This is a genomic window from Pseudomonas sp. WS 5078, from assembly GCF_012985745.1.
GTDB lineage: Bacteria > Pseudomonadota > Gammaproteobacteria > Pseudomonadales > Pseudomonadaceae > Aquipseudomonas > Aquipseudomonas lundensis_A.
The window spans coordinates 462,972-487,400 of sequence record NZ_JAAQWX010000001.1 but is presented as its reverse complement, the minus strand read 5'-3'; the positions used below and the strand labels follow the sequence as shown (position 1 = coordinate 487,400).

The 24,429-nt window shown below is 57.7% G+C and carries 15 protein-coding genes and 2 pseudogenes; 12 read left to right on the top strand and 5 right to left on the bottom strand.

The window, feature by feature from the left end; genetic code table 11:
* Nucleotides 1–540: 540 nt before the first annotated feature.
* The 5 genes and pseudogenes from HBN68_RS22085 to HBN68_RS02250 form a co-directional block, all read right to left on the bottom strand.
* Nucleotides 541–612, bottom strand: a pseudogene (locus HBN68_RS22085) (CopG family transcriptional regulator); the annotation flags it as partial.
* Nucleotides 613–614: 2 nt separating this feature from the next.
* Complete coding sequence (locus HBN68_RS02265; RefSeq protein WP_051661125.1) at nucleotides 615–1,073, bottom strand: hypothetical protein; 459 nt, start codon at nucleotides 1,071–1,073, stop codon at nucleotides 615–617.
* Nucleotides 1,066–3,147 (bottom strand): hypothetical protein, encoded by a 2,082-nt coding sequence (locus HBN68_RS02260; RefSeq protein ID WP_156030416.1) that lies wholly within the window; start codon nucleotides 3,145–3,147, stop codon nucleotides 1,066–1,068. Before HBN68_RS02260 ends, HBN68_RS02265 begins: the two co-directional genes overlap by 8 nt.
* Entirely contained in the window at nucleotides 3,144–4,778 is a 1,635-nt protein-coding gene (locus tag HBN68_RS02255) for a hypothetical protein (RefSeq protein WP_038451990.1), read from the bottom strand. Before HBN68_RS02255 ends, HBN68_RS02260 begins: the two co-directional genes overlap by 4 nt.
* Nucleotides 4,775–6,106 carry a tyrosine-type recombinase/integrase gene (locus HBN68_RS02250; RefSeq protein WP_169962407.1) on the bottom strand — a complete coding sequence of 444 codons (1,332 nt, stop codon included), beginning with the start codon at nucleotides 6,104–6,106 and terminating at the stop codon, nucleotides 4,775–4,777. Before HBN68_RS02250 ends, HBN68_RS02255 begins: the two co-directional genes overlap by 4 nt.
* A gap of 511 nt (nucleotides 6,107–6,617) precedes the next feature.
* Between HBN68_RS02250 and HBN68_RS02245 the strand changes: the two are divergent.
* The 12 genes and pseudogenes from HBN68_RS02245 to HBN68_RS02190 form a co-directional block, all read left to right on the top strand.
* Nucleotides 6,618–7,913 (top strand): annotated as a pseudogene (locus HBN68_RS02245) (YifB family Mg chelatase-like AAA ATPase); the annotation flags it as partial.
* Nucleotides 7,914–8,139: 226 nt separating this feature from the next.
* Nucleotides 8,140–9,549 (top strand): SrfA family protein, encoded by a 1,410-nt coding sequence (locus tag HBN68_RS02240; protein WP_169962405.1) that lies wholly within the window; start codon nucleotides 8,140–8,142, stop codon nucleotides 9,547–9,549.
* Between the two features lie 18 nt (nucleotides 9,550–9,567).
* On the top strand, nucleotides 9,568–12,639 hold the full coding sequence (locus HBN68_RS02235; RefSeq protein ID WP_094991848.1) for a virulence factor SrfB: 3,072 nt from the start codon (nucleotides 9,568–9,570) through the stop codon (nucleotides 12,637–12,639).
* A complete protein-coding gene (locus tag HBN68_RS02230) occupies nucleotides 12,636–15,344 on the top strand; it encodes a virulence factor SrfC family protein (RefSeq protein WP_169962403.1) in 2,709 nt (902 codons plus the stop codon). Before HBN68_RS02235 ends, HBN68_RS02230 begins: the two co-directional genes overlap by 4 nt.
* A gap of 3 nt (nucleotides 15,345–15,347) precedes the next feature.
* Nucleotides 15,348–16,403 carry a hypothetical protein gene (locus HBN68_RS02225; RefSeq protein WP_169962401.1) on the top strand — a complete coding sequence of 352 codons (1,056 nt, stop codon included), beginning with the start codon at nucleotides 15,348–15,350 and terminating at the stop codon, nucleotides 16,401–16,403.
* Nucleotides 16,404–16,444: 41 nt separating this feature from the next.
* On the top strand, nucleotides 16,445–18,388 hold the full coding sequence (locus tag HBN68_RS02220) for a vWA domain-containing protein (protein ID WP_169962561.1): 1,944 nt from the start codon (nucleotides 16,445–16,447) through the stop codon (nucleotides 18,386–18,388).
* A 10-nt stretch (nucleotides 18,389–18,398) separates the two neighbouring features.
* Nucleotides 18,399–19,103 carry an ABC transporter ATP-binding protein gene (locus tag HBN68_RS02215; RefSeq protein WP_169962399.1) on the top strand — a complete coding sequence of 235 codons (705 nt, stop codon included), beginning with the start codon at nucleotides 18,399–18,401 and terminating at the stop codon, nucleotides 19,101–19,103.
* On the top strand, nucleotides 19,087–20,310 hold the full coding sequence (locus HBN68_RS02210) for an ABC transporter permease (RefSeq protein ID WP_094991844.1): 1,224 nt from the start codon (nucleotides 19,087–19,089) through the stop codon (nucleotides 20,308–20,310). Before HBN68_RS02215 ends, HBN68_RS02210 begins: the two co-directional genes overlap by 17 nt.
* Entirely contained in the window at nucleotides 20,300–21,847 is a 1,548-nt protein-coding gene (locus HBN68_RS02205) for an SUMF1/EgtB/PvdO family nonheme iron enzyme (RefSeq protein ID WP_169962397.1), read from the top strand. The genes HBN68_RS02210 and HBN68_RS02205 overlap by 11 nt, the downstream gene beginning before the upstream one ends.
* 33 nt (nucleotides 21,848–21,880) lie before the next feature.
* Nucleotides 21,881–22,615, top strand: coding sequence for a hypothetical protein (locus HBN68_RS02200; RefSeq protein ID WP_169962386.1), 735 nt, complete (start codon nucleotides 21,881–21,883; stop codon nucleotides 22,613–22,615).
* Between the two features lie 4 nt (nucleotides 22,616–22,619).
* Nucleotides 22,620–23,123, top strand: a complete 504-nt coding sequence (locus tag HBN68_RS02195) for a hypothetical protein (protein WP_169962384.1) — start codon at nucleotides 22,620–22,622, stop codon at nucleotides 23,121–23,123.
* Between the two features lie 63 nt (nucleotides 23,124–23,186).
* The gene (locus HBN68_RS02190) at nucleotides 23,187–24,419 is read left to right on the top strand and encodes a VWA domain-containing protein (RefSeq protein ID WP_169962382.1); all 1,233 of its coding nucleotides are present in this window, start codon (nucleotides 23,187–23,189) and stop codon (nucleotides 24,417–24,419) included.
* Nucleotides 24,420–24,429 lie beyond the last annotated feature (10 nt).

The window sequence follows — 24,429 nt, the reverse complement described above, 5'->3', positions numbered from 1 at the left end:
GAAGCTCGGAGGGCTGAGGCAGATAGAATCAGACCTGACGCTCACAAGCGCCGTCAGCTGGCCTTGCTCCGAAATCCTCTGCGCCTCTTTCGGGCGGCAGTTGAATGGATCCGGGCGGCTATCTGATACCACTCAGCGAGCCTAGTCGGTAAGCGCAACGAGCAGGGTTTGAGTTTTTCATGGGATGAGCTGGCAGCTCAGATACGTTTGGGCAAGGCAAAAAAACCAGAGGCAGTATGGTACCCCGTGGCCGTGGCTATGGACGAAGCCCAGGGTTGGCATTATCTGATCGGACGCCGATCCAGCGATAACATAGGCTTTTGCTTCGTAAGCGTCTGCCAAACACACCTTCAGAATCCCTAGATTATGGAAGTTCAGCACGTACCGATCTGTGCGGGGCGACAGGTAGCTGCCATCCCACCGCGACCGTCGTAACAGACGTTGCCATTCAGGATCTGCTGGACGGTAGTCTGGAGGTCTAATGATGAGCACCGGCAACGCGGTGTCGGTTCTGAGGCTGTCCGCCCATGTCTGGACGGCCTAATGATTGATTACACGGCCAGCATCCACATCGGCCAGGGCGTCGGGGGGCAGGCGGTTGCGTTCATCATCACCTAAGTGAACACAATGGGAGCAGACCCTTTGCCTGCATTGTCGTCTTCTTTGATTTTTGATGTCAGAAGGAGGATTCTTTCATTTGCCATCAAAAGCTTGGACAGCAGCAGGTCACGTTCTTCTCGAAGCGAGTCCAGTTGGAGCGTTGCATCCGCTAGCTGAGATTCAAGATATGGATCCTTAGCCTTCGCAATCACCACCTTTGTGGGCGTGCTGGTCTTTGTGAAGGCGCCCGTGTTTGTAGACGCGCCAGTCTTGGTAGATGCGTCCGATGCAATCCAAGCTTGGATATCCGCGATAAGCTTAGGGTATCGAGACTTCCTCAACGCAGAAGGGTCTTTCCCGGCCTCCTTGGCAACGTTATTCTGAGAGACAGGACTGCCAGGTGGAAGGATCAAGGCGTTTCCACTCTTGAGCCTCTCAAAGGCTGCACTAAAGTCAAGCTCCGCCTTACTCATTATCATCAGTCCTAAGAGTTTCGAGAGCCGCACCAATAGCTTTAATTTGGAATTCCATAGAAATGTAATCCAAATCGCCTGGCTTGAAATCAACGAGGCGAGAAGTTAGATCATCTTTAAGAGCGACCAAAACAGGAGCTTTACGTTTATCCCCCAGCCCCTCTGCACAGGTTCCACAATCGCCTACAAAACTAATCCCACCTGATGAACAAAAGCCTTTTTTCAAACATATGCCGAAGAAGGTTTCTCGGATCGAAAAAGACTTTGCGTCGGCAGCACCGTCCAAGTTTTTGATGTCGGTCACATCTACGAATTCGATGAGCTTCGCTTTATGTTCCTGACCATAGACAGAAACAAAATGGTTTGCCTTAAGACCCACAGCGGTTCTTGATAGAGTGGCAACGACTTCAGCCATTAGGCCTTTGCGCATTTCAACACTAAGATTGCTCTGAAAATTTGAGATATAATAGCGAGTCATCGATATGCTCCGATGTTTCGCTTGATATTGAGCTGATAATCTACTTACTCCAGATTCAGTGGCATCTATTAAAAGCGTACGTCTCAGCTGATGAAGAGCAAAAGGCCAGATATTGCCAACGGCAAATTCTTGTGCGTCCAATGACGGGGTATACTTTTTGGCCAGCAGGAAGTCTTCTTCAGTGATCGTGAGAACCTTTGTGTCAAAAAGGTTAGGGCACACCCCCTGCCAGTTACTGTAGGAAAGATCTTTACAGAGTTCGACACTCTTATCTAATGCCTCACCCCTAGCACGGCCCCAAGGCTCATAAGCACGTAATAGCAGCAGAGGGTTAAGCATATCGGCGCCTGCGACATCGCCACGATTAAAAATTTTTGCACACTTCAATCTCATTGCTGAAACGGCACCCAGCGCCTTTACGACCTCACCGCTATATTCGTCAGTTACCCAAAGAGCATTGGGATCATCGATTGTTTTTGATGTACCGCTACAAAGAAAGCACGCTTTACCTAAAACATCATCATCATCTGTAACAAAACAATTGGCCCTCAGCTTTGAGAGCTCGCCTCTTCGCATGCCGGAATGGTTTGCCAGATAGATTAAGCCCACATAAGAAACGGCGGTCAAATACGATGAAAAAATTCTCGCCCCATCTTGGGAGATAATCATATTAAGATCTCTGCCAGGCGGCACCATCCACTTTTTCAACAGCGGAGACAATCGATAAAAAGTAGCATAGTGGTGAAAGGTTAAATACCTATGACGATCCTTACCCAGTGGATTGATATTATGGGTGTCGCTGGTGACGCGCCCCTTAACTCGCTTTCGAGTGTAATCAGACTCTTCATAAAGCTCGATCAAACGGTTCTGCAGCCTACCCAGCCGGTCGGATGCTGAGATGAAATCATCCATGAACAACTTGAGCCGATCCTTCTGGTATTCCCAAATCCGCCATGGAATACATGGCGTTTGTTGAAACTCTACTGGCTCAAGCATTCGCTGCACCAAGGTGCTCTCCCAAGGTGGCAAAAAATAAAAGCCTAAGCGACTACGTCCAACATACAAAACGGCAATGAGCTGAAGCATCACGCTAGCGCGACGGTGAAGCCCAAACACCTTGCAGGCCTGATCCTCATTCATTGGGGCTTCAAGCACATCCACGTTATGCGCAGTCATAATGACGAATAGGGCACGAAACTGCTTGTAGTAGTAGCTGAAAGTCTCAATCGAAATTGAGCGCCCACGGTTAATCCACAAGTAGGCCATTACCATCTTAAATGCTTTCCATCCTGCAGCTGAAATGTCTCCCTTCGCTGAATTTGAAACCCTATAAAAATAGAAATTTTTAATTGTCCCAGAGACACTTGAAAAATCCCATCGGTTTTGACTATAAGTAACAAGCACCTGATCCAGTCCGGTGGACTCATCCTTTTTTACCAAAATAGGATAGTCATCATCCAGCGGAAATTTGGGCCCTATATCGATGCCTTGCAGAGCTTCAAGGGTTTCTGGGGCTTCCAGTTTCTCCAAGGTTTCCAAGGCTTCTCGGGTTTCCAGACTTTCCTCATTGAACAGTTCAAGATCTAACGCACTCATATACTGGCCACTTCTAGCAAATGAATAAAGCCGCTCCACCGAGGGTGGTAATTTCCGATCTGAGTCTGCTGCGTAGCTTTTGCCAACCATGCCGCACATTTCTTTCCAGCGGTCTCAAACGCGCCGATGATTTGATCAAGGCGACTTATTGTAGAGTCCAGCCCGGAAACATCCGCATTACTGCGCAGAGAAACCAACTTTTCACGCTCGCGCAAAATCTTATAAGAAACAATAGACCATATATACGAATACGTTTTTATCCCCTTGTAGCTAATACAGAAAATACAAAGATTCGGATTAACGCAATTGGGCTTCTCAAAACCCGCTGGCAACTCTTTTACGGGAATAGGCTGACCAGTACACTCTCCCACGAGTGCAGCGCGCTTAGCCTTTGCACTATTTCTGTAGTAGTTCGACCACTCAGTGGCCGCTGTCTGGTGGTTTGGGCGCTCATAATACCTACCGAATGTTTCCAAATCATGCTGGCCTATCTCGGCGGCAAGGGAAGAGTCCCCTGCTTTGCGGGCTAACCAGTTTTGCCGGGTTTTCCGTAGCTCTCCCGCTATTATTAAAGGACGCCCCAACCTCTTCATTAAACTAGTTAGAGAGCGAGGGTTAGGATTGTCGCTCACAGATCTACCGGCCTGTGGCAACTTACCGAATAGCAGGCTGGTATGGTCGCTGATATTCAGGGTTTTCCTGAAGGCAAGAAAATCCAAAAAATAAGGTTTATACTCACCGTAAGCCGTGAATATAACTTCGCCTTGCTTTCGGCCTTTGTAAGCGCGAGCTTCAAAACTGTCACCAACCGTGTAGAACTTTAGCTCCTGAAATTGGAGTTTGGCAGCATCTGACAAGTTCATGGACGTTTGGCTTATGAATAACATCAATTCAGTTTCTGCTCGAACATTGTATAAAGCGTATCGCACTCTTAAACTAACATCTGCAAGCTTATGTGGCAGTACCTTCTCATACTGAGTTAGGCCGCTGTACAGCCATATCTCCTGACCGTCTGACATCTTGAGCTGCACTGGCAGAGGTCGCTGAAATGCTTCGATTCCTAAGCAGTTGCGAATATCCATCAGGTCACCGATAAAACGCTTCGCATCACCAAGATTTTGCTTATCAACTTCGGGGAATGCATTTTTTTTGCTAGGGGCCGTTAGCCCAGCATTTAATACAAAAAAATCTCGGCCCAGACCTGTAGCTTTTCCGAGCAACGATGCCATGCCACTAGCTTTTCCGTAACAGCCGCTCTCTTTAGCATCCCCACTATTAACGTTTTCATAGAGGCTTTTTACCCATCCACAATATAGGCCGCAAGCATTTTCCTTGGTCGGGTCAATACCTAGCTCGTCACTGTACGTATAAAAAGCCCGGACACGAGATACACCGCCTTCCAAAGTTTTGTTACTACCCCCTGATGAAACAATCCCGTTCAATTCCGAGTGCAGGGCGTAGACTAGCGGGAGGCGTGCAGTCACCACGTGTCCAAGGGCATTACCCACACGGAGCCCCTCAAATTTTTTTGTATTGCAGCCAGCCCCATTCACGTAAAGACAAGACTTCAACGTCAGTGGGACTCGCTCTTCCCCATAAATCACCCCGTCAAACTCAAGATCATCAATCATTTACTGCGCTCAGCATGTCTGCCCATCATTACAGCAGTGTATTCATTGGCATATTTGGCTTTGATTTTCGAATTTTGCAAAAACCTAACGTATGTCATCGTGGTTTCGATGTCTTTGTGCAGAAGACAGTCCCTGGCGAAGCTAAGGACGTCTGACAACGGTATGCTAGGTATGCACTCCATCCCACACTGGACTATCGCAACACCGAAAGTTGCACGGGCTCGATGGAAGTGAAAATCATCGAAGCTCAAACCCATCTTCCTCGCCTTTTCTTTTGCCGCATAAATAAGGGAGTTTATGGCGCTGCCGTCAGCATTTAACCGACGGCCATAGGAACTGCCACTTTTTGTTATGAATAACAACGCCTGACAATTCTCAGGCGCTCGATTTTCTCTAGTGATACGTCGTATGGATTTGCAATATTCTTTCAGCTCATCTAAAAGCGCTGTGCCAATCATCACGACCCCCTGCACCCCGAATTTGGTTGTAACAGGCGCACCGTCTACTTTGGGCCCCACCTGTAACCAAGACAGCCCCGCATCAAAAAAATCCGGAGTGGCCCAATGGATAGTGTTGACTTTTAAATCGCATATCGAATCAATTCGTAGGCCAGATTCGAATGCAATTCTAAGCATTAGATATAGCTCATAACTTAAATGATCGCGCGCAAAGTCAATCAGTTCATTTCTATAGTCTATAGAAACTGGCATAAGCCCGCCTTCAACTCGATCTGTCGAGGCTTTGCGATTAGGAATGGCCAGGTTCGAAAAGCTCACACTCACAGCCAACTCACGACCATATCGGTCAGGAACCTTAACCACCTTAACGCCGGTTACTTCAAAAGCAACTGAGCTGATGATCTTATTTATCTGAGCCCATCTAAACAATCGCAGCACGACGGACATTTTTGCAGAGACAGTTGATGCTGCTAATTCACCGTTCTCTCTGGCGTCGATCAGATGCTTTCTGTACCTGTTTATTATTCTATCTGCAGGAATCAACGGAAGATAATTCCATGCGCGTCCTTCACTCTCTACAAATCGCATAAAAGTAAGCAGGGCGTAGGCCAAAAACCTTATAGACTTTATTCGGATGTCTTGGGTAGGGATGCTTTGGGCTAGAGCACCTAGCCAAATATTCGCTTCATCCCATAACGCGCCTGTCGACCAGCGGAGGATCGGGAACCCTATGACGACGTACTTCCTCTGACGCTTCAGGTCGTGCGCGAATGGAAGGGCGTAGGAGGCGACACCTGGAGCCACAGTGATGTGAAAAAGGGTGAGGGTAATGAGCTCCACGAAAGCAATGTATTTCGATCCTTTAGCCATATATTGACAACGCCACACCCCTACCGTATGATTGAAATATCTGGTCGATTCCGGAGATTTTTTATCGACCTAAAAAACGTGTATTTTACGCCAGATTCACTTCTCGTCAATCTTCTAATTCCCACCACTTCTATATTAGAATCAAGGGTTTGGCTTGAGAAAAGCCTGATACGCCAATACGCATTTTCACCACGCTCCCACCGCCTCGCTGCCTTCATGTGGTAGCCATTGAGAACTCAGGCACTCGAATTTCGCTAGGCAGTTCGTCGACCCTGACGGTATTTGCCCTCCTCACCCACAGCCCATCTACAGAGTTTCTTAGACATGCTTGCTGGGTAAGCTCGCTCCTCAGTTCCAGCAAAAGCTGCCAGCTATCGCAGCGGACAGCACTTCAGTTGGGTCACTGGGGATCCCTTTGGATCATCGAGACGTTATTGCTTAGTTGGGGCTGGGTTGGAGGGCGTCCATATGGACATTTGTACTTTAGATGTCCATGCCCCGGTATTGACCTGTAAACCTCGCGCCCGCCGACCTGCCCAAGGACGGCGGGCGTTTTGATGTGGCCATTGCGCTGGGCATTTTGGCCGCCAGTGGGCAACTGCCCGCCACGGCGCTGGAACGCGTCGAGTTTTTAGGCGAGTTGGCCCTGTCGGGTGCGATTCGTCCGGTGCAAGGCGTGCTGCCTGCTGCACTGGCTGCGCGGGCCGCGGGGCGTGCGCTGGTGGTGCCCCTGGCCAATGCCGAGGAAGCGTGCCTGGCCTCAGGGCTGACGGTGATTGCGGTCGAGCATTTGTTGCAAGTGGTCGCGCACTTTGCAGGCCGTGCCGTGATGGAACCTTACAGCGCCAGCGGCCTGCTGCAGGTGAGCAAGCCGTATCCCGACCTGAGTGACGTACAAGGCCAGTTGTCGGCCAAGCGCGCCTTGCTGGTCGCGGCTGCAGGCAGTCATAACCTGCTGTTCACAGGCCCGCCCGGCACCGGTAAAACCTTGCTGGCCAGTCGCTTGCCCGGCTTATTGCCGCCGCTTGATGAGCCCGAAGCGCTGGAGGTCGCAGCCATCCAGTCGGTGGCCAGTCATGTACCGCTGAGCAGTTGGCCCCAACGCCCGTTTCGTCAGCCCCATCATTCGGCGTCCGGGCCAGCCTTGGTCGGTGGCGGCTCTAAGCCACAGCCCGGTGAAATCACGCTGGCCCATCATGGGGTCTTGTTCCTTGACGAACTGCCTGAGTTCGATCGCAAGGTACTGGAGGTTTTGCGAGAGCCTATGGAGTCGGGTTTTATTGTGATTGCGCGGGCGCGAGACCGGATGCGTTTTCCGGCGCGCTTTCAACTGGTGGCGGCCATGAACCCGTGCCCGTGCGGGTATCTCGGGGAGCCGACGGGACGATGCCGCTGTACCCCGGAGCAGATCCAGCGTTATCGCAATAAGCTGTCCGGCCCACTGCTGGACCGTATCGACCTGCACCTGACCGTGGCCCGTGAAACCACCTCGCTCAATCCGCTCCCGTCCTCGGGAGACAACACCGCGACAGCCGCCGCGTCAGTGGCGGCGGCCCGTGAGCGGCAAGTTCGACGCCAAGGGTGCGCCAATGCGTTTCTCGACTTGCCCGGCGTGCGCAGCCACTGCCGCTTGAGCGATACAGATAACACCTGGTTGGAAAACGCCTGCGAGCGCATGACGTTATCGCTACGGGCCGCACATCGTTTATTGAAAGTGGCGCGTACGCTGGCGGATCTGGAAGGCGTTGAGTCCATCGAGCGCAGGCATTTGGCAGAAGCGTTGCAATACCGACCGGCCAGCGGGTGAAGCGTCACTGCGCACTGGCTTAAAGCGTTCTGTTCATCCCTTCCTTGGCTGAAGTTACGGCTCACATCCTCAGTAAACGCTGCCGCTAACCCGGAAAATGATAGCTGTCAGCTAATGGCTAATTGACTCCGATGTCGATTAGCCATTACTGTCTCGCGCTTAATCAAGGAAGCGGTTCGGGCACTCGTCCGGGTTCAACCGCGCGAATTTTAAAGATGGAGCTCGGATGCGCGGCGCACTTCTACGCAGTGGTAAAAGCGGTGATTTCACAGCCCTTGGCGAAACCGGACAACCGGTTTACCGGGCAGCACTGCAATTACGCGAAGCCATTCGCCGCAAGAATCCCGAAATGGCTCAGCATCTGGCCATCCCGCAAAGCGATGAACTGGGTGACAACATTGACTGGTACAGCGAGCTGCCCGGCGATGTGATTCCCTGGAGCAGCGCCACCCCTGATGAGCGCGTACATGCCGTGGGTGAGCTGGAAAAGCTCCAGGCGTTTCTCAATCAGCTCAGTGCCACTTATCTTGATCCTCACAGCGAGATCAAGCCTTCAGTCGACCGCACCGTGTTCGGCAAACTGCTGGGGCATGTGCTGCCGTTCCCTGACGAAAACTACGTGTACCTGGTTAATGGCAAACCGGTGCTGACGTTTTGGGGATTCCGTCGCCCCGGTGCCGATCACCACATGGACCCGTTGCACTGTTTGCGCCCGCAGGCTGCACCGCTAGTCACGCCTGCGCCCGTGGTGCCGCCGATTGCCGAGCCCGTGCCTGCCCCGGCCCCGCTGCCCGTCGTGGCGCGGCCGTGGTGGCGTCGCTGGTGGTGGCTGTTGCCACTGCTGTTGCTGTTGCTGTTGTTGCTACTGTTGTTTGGCCTGCGCGGCTGCGCGCCCCAGTTGGGTTTGCCCGTGCCGACCTGGCCAACATTGCCGAGCCTTGACCGTCCTGATGTAACGCTGCCCCAGCCTGACACCAACGCCGACCTGTCGCTGTCCAGTGACGGCGCCACCGTGCCGGGCGCAGGCCAGGGGCCTTCGTTACCCAAGGGTGAGCTGCCCGTCGCACCGGATGCGCAGCGCCCTGCTGAGCCCCTGCCTGAGCAAGCGCAGCCGCAACCTGAACCTGAGCCTGACACCGCGCCGCCTGCCAACGCAGACGAGCCATCGGCGCCGGATGCGACCGAACCGGCCGATCAAACGCCGCCGGCCCCGCCGCAGATCCCTGAAGATCCGCAAGCGCCGACAACCCCGAGTGTCCCCGGCGAACCGCTGACCATTCCGGCCGACAGCCCCGATGGTAACGCGGACTTCCTCAACGGCCATTACCGTGCAGGTGCAGGCATTCAAGACAAAAATACCGGCAAGCCACTGCGCCTTGAATACCAGTTCAAAGATGGCAAGGGCGAGGTGATTGTGCGCAAGGCCAACGGCATCAACTGCACCGGCCCTGTGTCGGCAGCGATGCAAGGTGGCAGCCTGGCGATCAATAGCCAGGGCCAGGCGGCGTGCAGTGACGGCAGCAGTTACGAAATGCCGCAAGTCGATTGCCGTCAGGGTGCCCAGAGCATTGCCGATTGCACCGGCGTTTACGAAGACAAGAAATTCCCCATCTCCATGCGCCAGACGGGCGAATAATGACCGGAAGACTCTGACATGCTGCCTCAAGTTACCCAATTTGAAGACACCGTCATCCTCGTGGGTGACACCGGCGTCCAGTTCATGGATTTCGCCCTGCGACTGGACCCGAAAAAACTGCCGTCCGGTGACTTCGCGCCGCTGACCAATGGTTTGCTGTGCCGCCTTGAAGAAGGCGAGCGCAACGGCATGACCAGCTACTTTTACGAGAGCGAGCCGGGTAAGACCGTCGAAGCGCGCAGCACCCTGAACATCAGCATGGACAGCAGCCTGCAGCTCTACGACGGGCTTTGGCTGCCGATTCCTGTGTTCCGTCATCGCCCGCCGTTCACCTTTGACCAAGGCCCGACCAACTGGTCGCGCATGCGTCTGGTGCGTCTGGCCGAGCCGGATGTCGATGGCAACACCCATCGCCTGACGCTGGCATTCGACACCCGCACCATGGACAAGCACGACGGCAGCCTCTATTTGGGCCCGAACAAGGACGACGCCAGTTCGGGCGTCACTTTCAAGCTGGCGTGCAAGCCGCAGCAGGCGCGCTGGTTCCTCGATCAGATCTGGGTCAAGGAATGGCTGCTGGAAGTGTTCAAGGAAGGCAACCCGAAAACCCCGCGCGACGAGCTGGAAAAAGACATCAAGGACGGTTGGCCCGAAGCGCACTACCTGAACCTGCTCAGCTTGTTCATGGAGCCGTGCACCACCCGTGACAACAACACCCCGCCGCCGCAGGTCAATGTGCCGGAGCTCAAGGTTGTGGCGAGCCACGGCAGCGGTGTCACGCCGCCGATTCCGGTGGACCTGGTACTCGACGTCGGCAATTCGCGCACCTGCGGGATTCTCATCGAAGACCACGGCCAGACCGGCTCGGGCCTCAAGGACAACTATGTGCTTGAGCTGCGCGACCTGATTACCCCTGAGCACACCTACAACGACGCCTTCGAAAGCCGCGTCGAGTTCGCGCAAGCGTCGTTCGGCAAGGACCATTGCTCAGTCAAAAGCGGCCGTCACGATGCGTTCCAGTGGGCCACCATCGCCCGCGTCGGCAAGGAGGCCGGGCGCCTGGCCAGCCGCCGCCGTGGCACTGAAGGGTCGACCGGGCTGTCGAGCCCCAAGCGCTATCTGTGGGATGAGAACACCTACGACCACGGCTGGCGCTTCAACTGTGCCTACGTCAAGACCGACAAGGAACCGTTCGCCACGGCCTCCCCGTTTTCGCACTTGATTAACGAAACCGGCGACGCGTTGTACAGCCTCAACCCTGACGAGCAACTGCCTGTGTTCATGCCGCGTTATTCGCGCAGCTCGCTGATGACCTTCATGCTGGCCGAAGTGCTGGCGCAGGCGCTGATGCAAATCAACAGCCCTGCCCAGCGCTCGCGTCAGGGCCATACCCGCGTGCCTCGTCGTCTGAACAGCATCACCCTGACCGTGCCGCCGGGCATGCCGCAGGCTGAGCGCAGCATCCTTGAGAAACGCATGCGCCACGCCATCGGCCTGGTGTGGAAGAGCCTGAACTGGCAGACCGATGAACTGGACCCCTACGATCAGGACGCCGCGCCGTCTACTACGCCGCTGCCCAAGGTACGCGTGGAATGGGACGAGGCCTCGTGCGGTCAACTGGTGTACCTCTACACCGAAGTGAACGAAAACTTTGCGGGCCACCCCGAAGAGTTTTTCGACGCCATCTCGCGCCCAGGCAAGACAGATCGCGAGCGCATCACGCTGGCCACCATCGACATCGGAGGCGGCACCACGGATCTGGTCATTACCGACTACCGGCTGGACCGGGCGGGCAACGCCACCAGCGGCAGTAACGTGCACATCGTGCCGGAACAGCGTTTCCGTGATGGCTTCAAGGTGGCGGGCGACGACATCCTGCTCGACGTGATCCAGGAGTTCATCCTGCCCAGCTTCGAGAAAGCCTTGCAGGACGCTGGCGTGAAAGCCCCGGCTTCGCTCATGTCGCGCCTGTGCGGCGCCGAGTCCGGCAGTGCGCAAGACATGGTGCTGCGCCAGCAACTGAACCTGCAGGTGTTCACCCCGTTGGGGCTGGAGCTGCTGCGTCACTACGAGCTCTACAACCCGGAGTTCCCGGTCGTTGCCAGCACCCACACCTACTTGCAACTGCTCGGCAAAGACGCCATCAGCCAGAGCGTGCTCGATTACGTGAACAGCGCGGTTCGCCGTGAGCTGGGGGGCCAGACCGATTTCGACCTGCTCAAAACCCCCATCACCTTTGACCTGCAGGTAATGCATGGCGCGTTCCTCAACGGCAAGATCAACATCACCAAAATCCTCGGTGCGCTGTGTGAAGTGATCGCCCACTACCCGTGCGACATGTTGCTGTTGACCGGTCGCCCGTCCCGCTTGCCGGGCATTCAGGCGTTTATCCGTAAAATGCTGCCGCTGCCACCGGGCCGTATCCTCGCGCTGCAAAACTACCGCACCGGCGGCTGGTACCCGTTCCACAAGAACGGCCTGATCGACGACCCGAAAAGCACCGCCTCGGTGGGCGCCATGCTGTGCCTGCTGTGCGCCAACCACAGCGTGCCGAACTTCTACTTCCGCTCTTCGGCGCTCAAGCCCTACTCGACGATCAAGCACATGGGCGTGATCGACCTGAGCAACATCATCACCGACGCCGACGTGCTGTACCGCGACCTGAAATCGGCGGACGGGCGCATCGTGCTACCTGAAATCGGTGAGGGCCTCGACGCCCGTACGCCCGCGTTGGCAATGCGCGGTGACATGCGTTTGGGTTTCCGCCAACTGGCGGCCGAGCGCTGGTCCGCTTCGCCGCTGTACACCCTGAGCTTCACGCCGTCGGGGCGTCAGCGGTTCTCCGAAGCGCGGCCTTTGGTTGCAGGCGAGATGCCGGTGGTCAACGTCACCTTCAAAGTGCTTGAGCCGACCGCACAGATGAAGCGTCAGGAACAACTCAGCGACCTGCTGAGCATCGACCTGGTGGAATCCAACACCGACAAATCGTTCCGCAAGACCGATCTGGTGCTGCAACTCAACACGTTGCTGGTAGCGGGCTTGAGTGACAACAAGTATTGGCTGGACAGCGGGAGCGTAAAACGCAAATGAGCATTCTGACCCCTGAGCAACAAGCCCTGCGAGACAGCTGGGCAGCGGTGTATGAAGGTGCCGGTCAGGCGCTGGACTGGGTGGAGAAAACCCGCGTCACCGCTCCGCGTCTGGACAGCGAAGCCGACAAGCTGAGCCTGGAACTGCACAAGGCGCGCAATCAGGCCAAGAGCTTGAGCCGCGTGGCCACCACGCCGATGACTGCCGGTTTTTTCGGCTTGTCGCAGGCGGGCAAGTCCTTTCTGATTTCGGCACTCGCCGCAGGCCCCAAAGGCACGCTGGAAACCGACTTCGGCCCTCAGCGCATGGACTTCATCGAGCACGTGAACCCCGGCGGCGGCGGTAAAGAAGCCACCGGGCTGGTCACGCGTTTCAGCCGTCTGGCGAAAAAGAGCGAAGACGATAACTTCCCGGTCGAACTCAAACTGTTCAACGAAATCGAGCTGGCGAAAATTCTGGCCAACACCTGGTTCAAGGATTTTGATCAGGAAAAGGTCAATTACGTCATCGACGAAGAGTGCATCCGCAAAGCGCTCAAGCCCTTCGAAGGCCGTGAAACCGGGCCTTTGCAGCCGGGTGTACACGCTGACGACGTGGTCTCGTTGCTCGATTACCTGAACAAGAGTTTCGAAAAATCCCTCAAGGCCCTGACCCATCACTACTGGCCCAAAGTGATCAAGCTGGCCCCGCGCCTGAACTTCCAGGAGCGTGGCGAGCTGTTTTCGATCCTGTGGGGCGAGCAAAGCGCGCTGACCCGTGTGTATCAGCAATTGGCGGGTTCACTGAACCGCCTGGGCATGCCCGCCACCGTGTTCGCGCCGCTGTCGGTGCTGGTGGAGCGTCAGGGCGAGGAATATAGCCGCCGCAACAGCATCATGAGCGTCGACATCCTGGAACGCTTCGGCAGCCCGCAGGATCTGCCGGTCGAAGTGCGTCCGTTCACCGACGGCCGCCTGCAGAACCCCAACTCCCTGCCGATCGCCCAACTGGCGGCGCTGACGGCGGAAATGACCTTTCGGCTGGTTGAAACCCCGAACGCGAAAATCGTTGAACAAGTCGACCTGCTCGACTTCCCCGGCTACCGCGGGCGACGTCAGATCAGCAGCATCTCCAGCGAAAACGGTCAGGAAAACTCGGTCTCGCAATTGATCCTGCGGGGCAAGGTGGCCTACCTGTTCGAACGCTACACCGACGATCAGGAAATGAACGCGCTGGTGGTGTGTACCGGTTCCACCAACCAGAGCGACGTGAATGACGTAGGCCCGGTGCTCAGCCGCTGGATTGAAGTCACTCAGGGCAAGACCGCGCAGGAGCGTGCGGGCCGTGCGACCGGCCTGATCTGGGCCCTGACCATGTTCGACAAGTGCATCGCCCAGTCCCTGCAAAAATCCGCGCTTCAGTTAGACGAAGAGTGGGAAGGCATGATGACGCGCACCATGCTGGAGCGCTTCAAGAGCTTCCCGTGGATGGCCAACTGGAAGAACGACCAGGCGTTCAACAACACCTATCTGGTGCGTAAACCGCGTATGCCGACGCCGTTTATCAACCTTGTGGGCAAGGACGAGCAGCAATTCTCCGACAGCTGCGGCGAGCAGTTGACGCTGATGCGCAAGACCTTCGCCAAGGCGGAGCTGGTGAGCAAGCACGTCAAAGACGTCGATCAGGCGTGGGACGCGATGCTGACCCTCAACGATGGCGGCATCACCCGTTTCAGTGAAAGCTTCAGCGAACTGGCAGGGCTTGAGTTCAAGCTCAGCCGCATTCGCGAACAACTGGACCAGACCCTCAACGGCGACACGCTCAAGGCCTTGAGCCGCTTGTACCGGGCCGATGGCGACGACGCCAGTGCTGCCAAGCGCGAACAGGCGCAGATGATTCTGGCCCAGCTCAAGCGCCGTGGTCCGGTGTTGGGTGAGCTGATCAACACCTTGCAACTGCCCAGCGAAGACATCCGCGAGCTGTACCTCAACGGCGTGTATGACGAAGACGACAGCGAACACGCCGAAGATGACGCCGAAGTGGTTGAGAAAAAACCGCAGATTTACGCGCCGAGCAGCGACTTTGATTTTGGCGACAGCTTTGGTGATCTGTCGGTGGACTTCGATGCGCCCGTTGCGGCGGCCACCGAGGGCAACAAGGCGCCAGAGCTGCAGAGCAACGAGCACAAGTTCGCCCGTGCGGTGTTCAAAGACTGGATTGCCTACCTGCGTGCGATTCCCGGCCGTCAGGGCTTGATGGATGTGCTGCAACTCGACAAACCGTCGATTGAGGCGCTGGTGGACGAACTCATCACCAGCGGCTATCGCCTCGATTTGCCGGGTCAGCTGCGCGACGCTGTGCTCAAGCGGGCGCAAAGCGGGTCGCGCCGCGATCAGATGGTTGAACGCCAGGTGCTGGAAGTGCAACGCGTATTGAGCGACTTCGTGGCCTGGTTCGGTTACACCCAAAAGCCCCTGGCTGAGCGCCCGAAAAGCCATGCGGGCAATCGTGATGCGCTGTTTGCGTTTTACGGCGACGTGGCCCCGGACCAACTGCCAATTCTGCCGGCGCAACCGGCGAATCAGGCGCAGCAATTTTTGGGCGACTGGCTGAGCGGTGTGGCCTACATCACGATGGAAAACGCCGGGCATGGCTCCGGTAATGAAATCACTCCAGAACAAAATGAACGTTTGGGCCACGTGCTCAAGACTTTCCCTGCGAGATAAGCAATGCCAATTCGAGTCGACTTGTTCAAGCTGCAACCCCATATCGCTGGCCAGGGCTGTCTGTCGGTCAAAAAATGGCAAGGCGGCCATGAGTGCCTGGAGTTTTCCATCCAGCGCAATCAGGACGGCCACTTCCTTCAGGGCGACCAGCACTGGAGCAACAGCCCGTACTGGTTCAAGGTCGCGCACTTTAGCGTGGGTGCCAGCGAAGAAGACTTGGAAACCGTGGTCGGCCCGCAACTGATCGACCCGGTACTTGAAGGCGGGGCCAATGCCCAGTTCATGATCGAACTGCGCGAGCAGGGCGGCGGCGGGTACAGCGACCGTGGGGTACTTAAACCGGCCGTCGGTTTGCAACCGTCCTCCGCGAACACCGAAGAAAAACTGCCTGAGCACAAAGACACCGGCGAACTGGCCGCTCCACGGGCACCGGCAGTCCCTGCAGAGCCGGTGCCAGCGGCCGAGCCGGAACCGGAACCGGTGGTTGAGCCTGTTACACCGGAGCCCGAGCCAGAGCCTGCTCCGGTACCGCCTGCACCTGCTGCGCCTCGCAAGAAAGCCTGGGTGCTGCCTTTGATCATCGCCCTGGTGGTGCTGGCAGCCATTGCGGTGGGCGCCTGGTGGTGGTTGAACAAAACCCCTGCGGCCGAAGCACCGACTGGTGACAAACCCGTGGTGCAAACGCCTGAACCCGCACCTGTACCCCCCGGCGCCGAAGCGTGCACGCTGGACAGCATGAGCACCTTGCCCGAGCTGACGTTTGTGCAAACGTGTATCAAAAAAGCGCCAGGCAGCGCTGAGCTGCTGGAAATCATCAACGTCGCCAAGGCCAATAACCACTGCGGCGTGGCCCAGCGGCTGTACGCCAACCGTGCTCAGGCCGGTGATCTGCAAATCGCCACGGCCTATGCCCACGAGTACGACCCGAAATTCCATCAGGCCAGCACCTGCTTTGCTGAGCCGGACAAAGCCACGGCGGCGTACTGGTACGAAACCATTCTCAGCCAGGACCCGGACAATGCCGACGCCAAGGCGCGCTTTGAGGAGTTGAAGCCGTGAGCCGTTTTGCTTTGGCCGCCAGCGCCCTGCTGGCCCTGTGCATGGGCAGCTCGCTGGCCCACGCCGATGACAAGCCGCTGATTCAGGAAGGCAAGAAAACCCTGTTCCAGCGCGTACTGACCACCCCGGGCTGCACCCTCAGCAGCAGCGCGGGAGGTCAAGCAGGCGCCGCGCAGCCCACGTTCAGTCGTTTTTACGTGTACGAGCGTGCGCAGGCTGCCAACGCAGAGTGGCTCAAGGTCGGCCCTGACAGCTATGGCAAAACCATCGGCTGGCTACCAGCCAGTTGCACCACCGACTGGAAAATGCAGCTCACGCTGGCCTTCACCAACCCGGCCAACCGTGACCGCCTGATGTTTTTCAAAGACCGCGCCATGCTTGAGGGCATCCTCGATGCGCCGGATCCGGTAAGCAAAGTGGCGCCGCTGCGGGCCAAGCTCAAACAGGGCACGCTGGCGCCGGGTGTGCTGGCCCAAGAGCCTGAATACTTCGTCGACCTGCACAAGCAGTTCTACCTGCTGCCCGTGTTGAGCGGCGAGGAAGTGATGACCGAAGAAGGCTTCCGCACGCGGTTGCTCAACGTGGCGTCGGTGAGCAAGGCCGAAGACAAGCCGGTGCAAGCCGCTGCGGCCAACGCCGCCGAGGCGGGCGCAGCGAAAGCCAGCCAGTTGAAAGAGTTCAGCGCGGCCGTGGTGTTTGTGATCGACTCCACCATCTCGATGGACCCCTACATCGACCGCACCCGCGAAGCGATTCGCAAGGTGTACAAACAGATCGAAAGCGAAAACCTGGGCAACCAGGTCAAATTCGGTCTGGTGGCGTTTCGCTCCAACACCAAAGCGGTGCCGGGGCTGGAGTACGTCACCAAAATGTACGCCGACCCAAACAAGGTCACCGGCAGTGAAGACTTTTTGGCCAAGGTCGCTGACCTCAAACAGGCTAAGGTTTCCAGCAAAAGCTTCGACGAAGACGCGTATGCAGGCGTGATGCACAGCATCGAGCAAGTCGACTGGTCGCAGTTCGGCGCACGTTATGTGGTGTTGATTACCGATGCGGGTGCACTCGAGGGTGATGACAAACTCAGCAGCACCGGGCTCAGTGCCGATCAAGTTCGCCTTGAAGCGGCCAACCCCGGCGTGGCGATTTACACCTTGCACCTGAAAACCCCGGCCGGGATCAAAGATCACGGCAAGGCCGAGGCGCAGTACCAGAACTTGTCGACCTACCCCGGTACCAATACGTCGCTGTACTACCCGGTCAATGCCGGTGATGTGCAGGCGTTTGGCCAGAAGGTCGATGCCCTCGCCGGTGCCATCACCGCGCAGGTCAAGGCCGCCTACATGGGTGAAGACGCCATTGGCAGCGCGTTGAATGCCAAACAGGATGTGACGGCTCAGAAAGACCCGGCCGAACAGCAAATGCTTGATGACGCGGCCTTGATTGGCCATGCCATGCAACTGGCGTATCTGGGTGAAAAAACCAATAGCCAGGCGCCGCCCGTGTTTCAGGCGTGGATCACGGATCGTGACCTGATCAAGCAAAACATCCCTACCACCGATGTGCGGGTGTTGCTGACCAAAGCCCAGCTCAGCGATTTGAGCGACGTGATGAAGCAGATTCTGGACGCGGCCAACGAGGGGCTGATCTCGCCAACGGACATGTTCGATCGCCTGCGTTCAGTGGCCGCGACCATGGGCGCCGACCCCAACCAGCTCAAACAGAACGGCACCGCCAAACTGGCGGACATGGGCGTACTCGGTGAGTACCTCGAAGATCTGCCGTACCAGAGCGAAGTGCTCAACCTGGACGAAGAAACCTGGAAGAGCTGGGACGGTCTGGCGCAAGAACGCTTCATTCGTAACTTGAGCACCAAGCTGCGCCACTACCAGCGTTACAACGCGGACGTGGACCGCTGGGTAGCCTTGGCCAAAGACAGCGATGCGCGGGACAACGTGTACCCGGTGCCGCTGGAAATGATGCCTTAACGGGGCGCCCATGCTCGATATTCAGAACATGTGGGTGCGCCGTGGCAGCGGCGCACAGGCGCACAACGTGCGTTTGCCGACATTGCAGGTCAAGCCCGGCGACATTCTGGCCATCACCGGCGAAAGCGGTTGCGGCAAAAGCACCTTGCTGGAAGCCATCGGCTTGCTGTTGCAACCCGTGGAACTGGGCCGCTTTCACCTCGGCCCGGCGACGGCTTCACTGGACATCGCGCAGATGCTAGCCGCGAATGATCAGTCCCGCCTGGCGGCCGTGCGCTCGCGGCACTTGGGTTTCATCCTGCAAAGCGGCGGCTTGCTGCCGTTCTTGAGCGTGCGCGACAACATCAGCCTGCCCCGCCGCCTGCTCGGCATGCCTGCTGAGAGCGCGCAGGTGGACCGTGCCGTGCAGGCGCTGCGCCTTAACGGCTTGCTCGACAAACTGCCGCAGGCCTTGTCCATCGGCGAGCGCCAGCGTGTGGCGTGCGTGCGGGCCATCGCCCATGAGCCGCAGGTGTTGCTGGCTGACGAACCGACCGCTGCGCTCGACCCCCACAGCGCCCGGCGCTTGTTTGAATTGTTGCTGAGTCTGGTCAACGAACTGGGCTTGAGCGCGCTGGTGGTGTCCCACGATTGGGCGCTGGTGCGCGACTTCGGCTTGCCGCATCTGGGCGCGATCAGCCGTCAGGGAGAAACGCTGTTTGAAGCTATGGATTAGCCGTCTCGGCCTGCTCGGCAAGCTAGCGGTCGACGACCTCTGGCATGACCGCAAAGTGTCGTTCTGCATCGCCGCCTCGCTGGTGGCGGTGATTGCGCCGCTGTTGCTGTTGTTCGGCCTCAAGCATGGCGTGGTCAGCCAGTTGCAGAACGAACTGCTCAGCGACCCGCGCAACCTCGAAGTGAAAATGCTCAGCAGTGGCAACTACGACACGGCCTGGATCGAGCGTTTGCGCCAGCAGCCCGAGGTCGGCTTTGCCATCGGCCAGACCCGTTCGCTTAATACGCAGGCCGACTTGCTGATGGGCATGCAGCGGTTTGTCGAAAACGCGGAGATCATCCCCAGTGAGGCCGCAGACCCATTGCTCAACGTGCCGCAGATCAGCCTTGGCGGGCAGCAAGTAATCCTCAGCGATCGCGCCGCGCAACGCTTGCAGGCCAAGGTCGGTGACAGCGTGCGTTTGCGCGCAACCCGTCGTCTGGACGGTATCAATGAACGTGGCGAACTGACTTTGCAGGTGGTCGCGGTGCTCGATGCTGCCCGCTTCGGCCGGGCCGCAGGGTTTGTCGCGCCGCCCCTGCTGCTGGCGCTGGAGCGTTTTCGCGACGGTTATCAGGTGCCCGCGTTCGGCCTCGACACCGGCAAACCGCAAGGCAACCTGCAACCGCTGTACGCCAGGGCCCGGGTGTACGCCCGCGACGTGGATGGCGTTGCGCCGCTGGAGCGCTGGTTGAACGGGCAGAACATCGAAACCGCCAGCCGTCTGGCCGATATCGACAACGTCAAAGCCATCAACCACGTACTGGGGCTGATTTTCGGTGTGATCGCCGGGGCGGCGCTGATCGGCTGCATTGCCTCGATGATTGGCGCGTTTCTGGCCAACATCGACCGCAAGCGCAAAAGCCTCGCCGTGCTGCGGTTGCTCGGCTTCAGCAGCCCGGCGGTGGCGGGGTTTGTCATCGTCCAGGCGCTGCTGTTGAGCCTTGTGGGTTATGCCGGTGGCCTGGCTTTTTATGGCATCGGCAGCGTGCTGTTCGACCACCTGCTCGGCAGCAGCCAGGCCACGGGCACCTTTGTTTGTCACATCACTGTCTGGCACGGGCTGGCTGCCCTGCTGATTGCACTGTTGGTCGCTGCACTGGTCGCCGTGATCGGTGCGCTGCGGGCCATCAGCATCCAACCTGCGGAGAGTTTGCGTGAGCTATAAACGTGTTGTGTTGCTCGCATCCCTGAGCTTCGGTTACCTGCTTGATGCTTCGGCGGCAGGCTGGGACGAGAAGTATTTCAACCCTGCGCCCGACGCCAGTGACGTGGTCTTGCCGATGCCGTGCGACGGCTCGATGGTGTTTCGCAAGGTGTTCATCCCGGTCACCGGCCCGCTGGACGATTACCCGATCAATATTGGTCAGGACAGCCCGGACTGGGGGTATGTCGAGCAGAAGCGACCGGCATTCATTGCTGGCAGCTTCACCGGCGGCAAGAGCGACAAGTCGCGTTACTACTTGATGGCCAAGTACGAGATGAGCCAGTTGCAGTATCAGGCGCTGACCGCCGAGACCTGCCCGGCCCCGTCGAACAAACTGCGCCTGCCGCACGTTTCGGTGAGTTGGGTGCAGGCGATCGACGCCGCTGACCAATACAACCTGTGGTTGCGTAAAAATGCCGCCGACAAACTCCCGAAAGAAGATGGCGCGCTGGGCTTCCTGCGCGTGCCTACCGAAACCGAATGGGAATTCGCAGCCCGTGGCGGGTTGGAGGTTGGCGCGGCCGAGTTTAGCGACACGCGCTACCCGATGCCTGACGGCCTGAACGCCTACGAATGGTTTGGCGGCGCGCAGTCGTCCAACGGCAAGCTGCAACTTACGGGGCTGCAAAAGCCCAACCCGTTGGGCCTGCACGACATGCTCGGCAACGCCGACGAAATGATGTTTGAACCGTTCCGCCTGAACAAACTGGACCGCCAGCACGGTCAGGCCGGTGGCTACGTGGTGCGCGGTGGCAACTACCTGACGCCACAGGCGGACCTGCGCACGGCGCTGCGTAAGGAAGAGCCTTACTACAACGCCGACGGCCAGGTAAAAAACAAAACCACCGGCCTGCGGCTGGTGCTGGTGTCACCGACCCTGACCTCCCGCGAGCGCGTGGGCAGCATCGAGAAGAGTTGGAAAAAGCTCGGCACCGGCGCCCAGGAAGGGGACAAATCGCAGGACAAAGGCACGGTTCAGGAATTGAACAGCCTCGCCTCCGCCGTGGAAGACAAAGCCCTCAAAGAGAAGCTGCAAGCGCTGGAAAACCAGTTGCGCGCCAGCAATCAGCAGCAGGAAGAAACCCGCGACCAAGCCATTCGCGCCAGCCTCAACCTTGGCGCGTTCCTGTGCACCAAGATGCTTGATGACGGCCGTTACCTGGACTTCTTGCAGAAAAACTACGCGCTCAATTGCGAATCCGACGACAAAGACCCGAGCTGCGACATGCGCAAGGGCAAGCTCGACGAGCAAAAGGACCGTCTGCACAAGCTCAGCCGCTACTACGCCAGCAGCCTGGTGGAGTCCGCGTCCTTGTACGGCCAGCCGCTGCTTGAGCCGCAAGTGCCGGTGATGGAAGAAATCATCAACCAGAACAAACAGCTGCAAGAACTCAAGCCGTACCTGCGCACCCACTGGGCCAATCAGAAGACCTACCTGCAAAAGCAGAAGATCGACACTGACGCCTGGCTGAGCAGCTGCAAGTCCGTCACCCAATAAGCCCTGAAAACCGCTTCAACAAGGAGAAAAACGATGATGCGCAGCCTGTGGTCCTCTTCCAAATTACTGGTCAGTTTTATGCTCACGGGCAGCTTGCTGCTGACCGGTTGCGCCAGCACCGGCAGTGGCATGTTGGGGGCGGGCGCCCCGGCACCCGATCCGCGCCTGACCCAGGGCACTGATGCCGAGTTTTTCAGCAAGTCCGGCTATCAGGCCTGCGCCATGGGCGCGGGGGCTGCGGTGTTGACCTGTGCGTTGACCAACTCCGGGAATAAAGCAGTGTGCATGATCGCTGCAGGCGTGGCGGCGTGTGGGGTGGCGATGGGGGCCAACTATTACGTCGATCAACGTCGTAGCGAATACGCCAACACCACCCAGCGCTTGCAGAAGTACAACAGCGACGTGCAGCTGGACACGCAAAAGGTCGTCACGCGCACCGCAACGGCTCAACAAGTCATCAACGATGACAAGGCGCAAATCGCCCAGATCAAGCGCGACCTGGCGAGCAAAAAAATCGACAAGGCTCAGGCGCAAAAGCAGATTGCCGCGATCGACAGCAACATTGATCAGCTGCGCAGCGAAGTCAAAAATATGCAGACCAAAGTCGCCGGCTACAGCGACGTGGTGAAAGTCGAGCGTGCCCAGGGTAATGCCCCCGAATTGAAGCAGATCGACGCCAATATTTCGAAGATGAACGAGAAAGTGGCCAGCCTGCAAAAAGAAGTCGATGGCTTGTACAGCCAGCGTTCCGCGATCACCTTGGGTTGAAACCATGAACGTACGATTGATGCTAGGGGTTGGCGCGTTGCTGGTGATGTCCGGTTGCGCCACCCAGCCGGGTGAATGCGATGCCTCAAACCGCGATGCGAGCCTGTTCACCAAGGTGAACTGCGACGCGGGCGGCGGCTACAGCGAGCAAATCCGCCAGAACGAGGCGGCGCTGGCCAAATCCCAACAAGAAAACGCGATGTTCCATCAGGTGTACCAGGACATTGCCGCGCAGCAGGCGGTGTCACGTACCGATCTGTTGGCGCAGCAGAAGTCCCAGGCGGCGCTCAACCAGTCCCTGAGTCAACTGCTGGCTTCGCTCAAGACCCGCAGCGGCAACAAAGCGCAGGTGCAGCAACAGATCGCCTCACTTGAGCAACAGCTCAACGCCGCGAAAGCCAAGCCCGCCAGCACAGGCAACGCCAAGCAACTGGCCGCCAAGCAGGAAGAGCTCAAGGCTCTGCAAAAGAAGGTCAACCAGCTGCAATTCAGCCTCGGTTACGAATAAGCCCTTCTGGTTCACCCGGTCGGCAGCCAAGGGCTGCCGACGTCTTTTTCAGGAATTCACCGCATGCAGCGCATTACCCGGGACGAGCACGCCACGCCACAAGGACTGGACGCGCTAAAAGCCAAAATCGCCCTGATCCTCAAGCACTTTCCGCCCTCGGTGGCGAGTGTCTACGCGATCCCGCGCATCGGCAGCGGTGACGTGGTGGAGTGGTGGACCGAACTGGGCGGCCAGCCCATGCGCTTTCATGACGTGAGCGAAGAGCAGCAAGCGGCGCTGCTGGAACGTTATCGCCAACGGCAGGAAACCCTTGGGTTACTGGCCGACGAGCTGGTCACCCGGGGCCAGCCTGAACAGGCTGCCAGCTTGCGCACGCTGATAGGTGCGCCCGACGTCAATAACCTCTACAGCATCAACGGCGATCCGGTGGTGGTGCGCTGGGGTTTGCAGCCACAACCTGCGGTGGCGACCCCGCCCCCTGCCCCGGTGGCGGCTCCCGTTGTGGTGCAGCGCACGCGGCGTCTCTGGCCGTGGCTGCTGCTGGCACTGTTACTGCTGCTGGGCCTGTTGCTGTGGGCGTTGTGGCATTGGCGCTTGCCGCCGATGAACCTGTTGTCGGTGCAGAGCCATCCTGTGTGCCGTGCGAAAACCCCGGCAGGCAACGAGTTGCCGCCCGAGTTTGTGGTGATCCTCGACACGTCCGGCTCGATGAACCTCAACATCAACGCGACCAAGGACGATGAGGACTGGTACTTCAAGAGCCGTCCCCAGCCGGAAGATGACGACCCGCGGACCGTGAAAATCTTCGCCCCGCAAACGCGGCTAGACGTAGCGAAAACCTCGCTGACCGGGATCATCAACAACTTGCACCCTGATATCGACACGCGGCTGATGACCTTTGCCGGATGTGCCCGCCAGCCGGACCACGGGGTCTTCAGTGCGGCACAACGTCCGCAATTGATCGCCGGGATTCAGGGGCTGCACGCCAACGAAGGCACGCCGCTGGCCTCCAGCCTGAAAAAGGCAGCCCGCCAGGTCAATGGCCGGGACCGCGATGCGGTCATCGTGATGTTTGTGGACGGCGACGACGGCTGTAATGAAAACGTCTGCAAAGTGGCGCAACGCATTGCTGTCGAACAACCACGGCTGCGGGTGAATGTGGTCAATATCGGTGACAGCTCGTTGTCCAATTGCATTGCGGAAAATACGGGCGGCAGCATCTACTCCAGCCGTAACGCCAGTGACCTGGTCAACGCTTTGAAAAACGCCACCCAAGCCGTTTCAGAATGCCAATGACCTTGTTGTA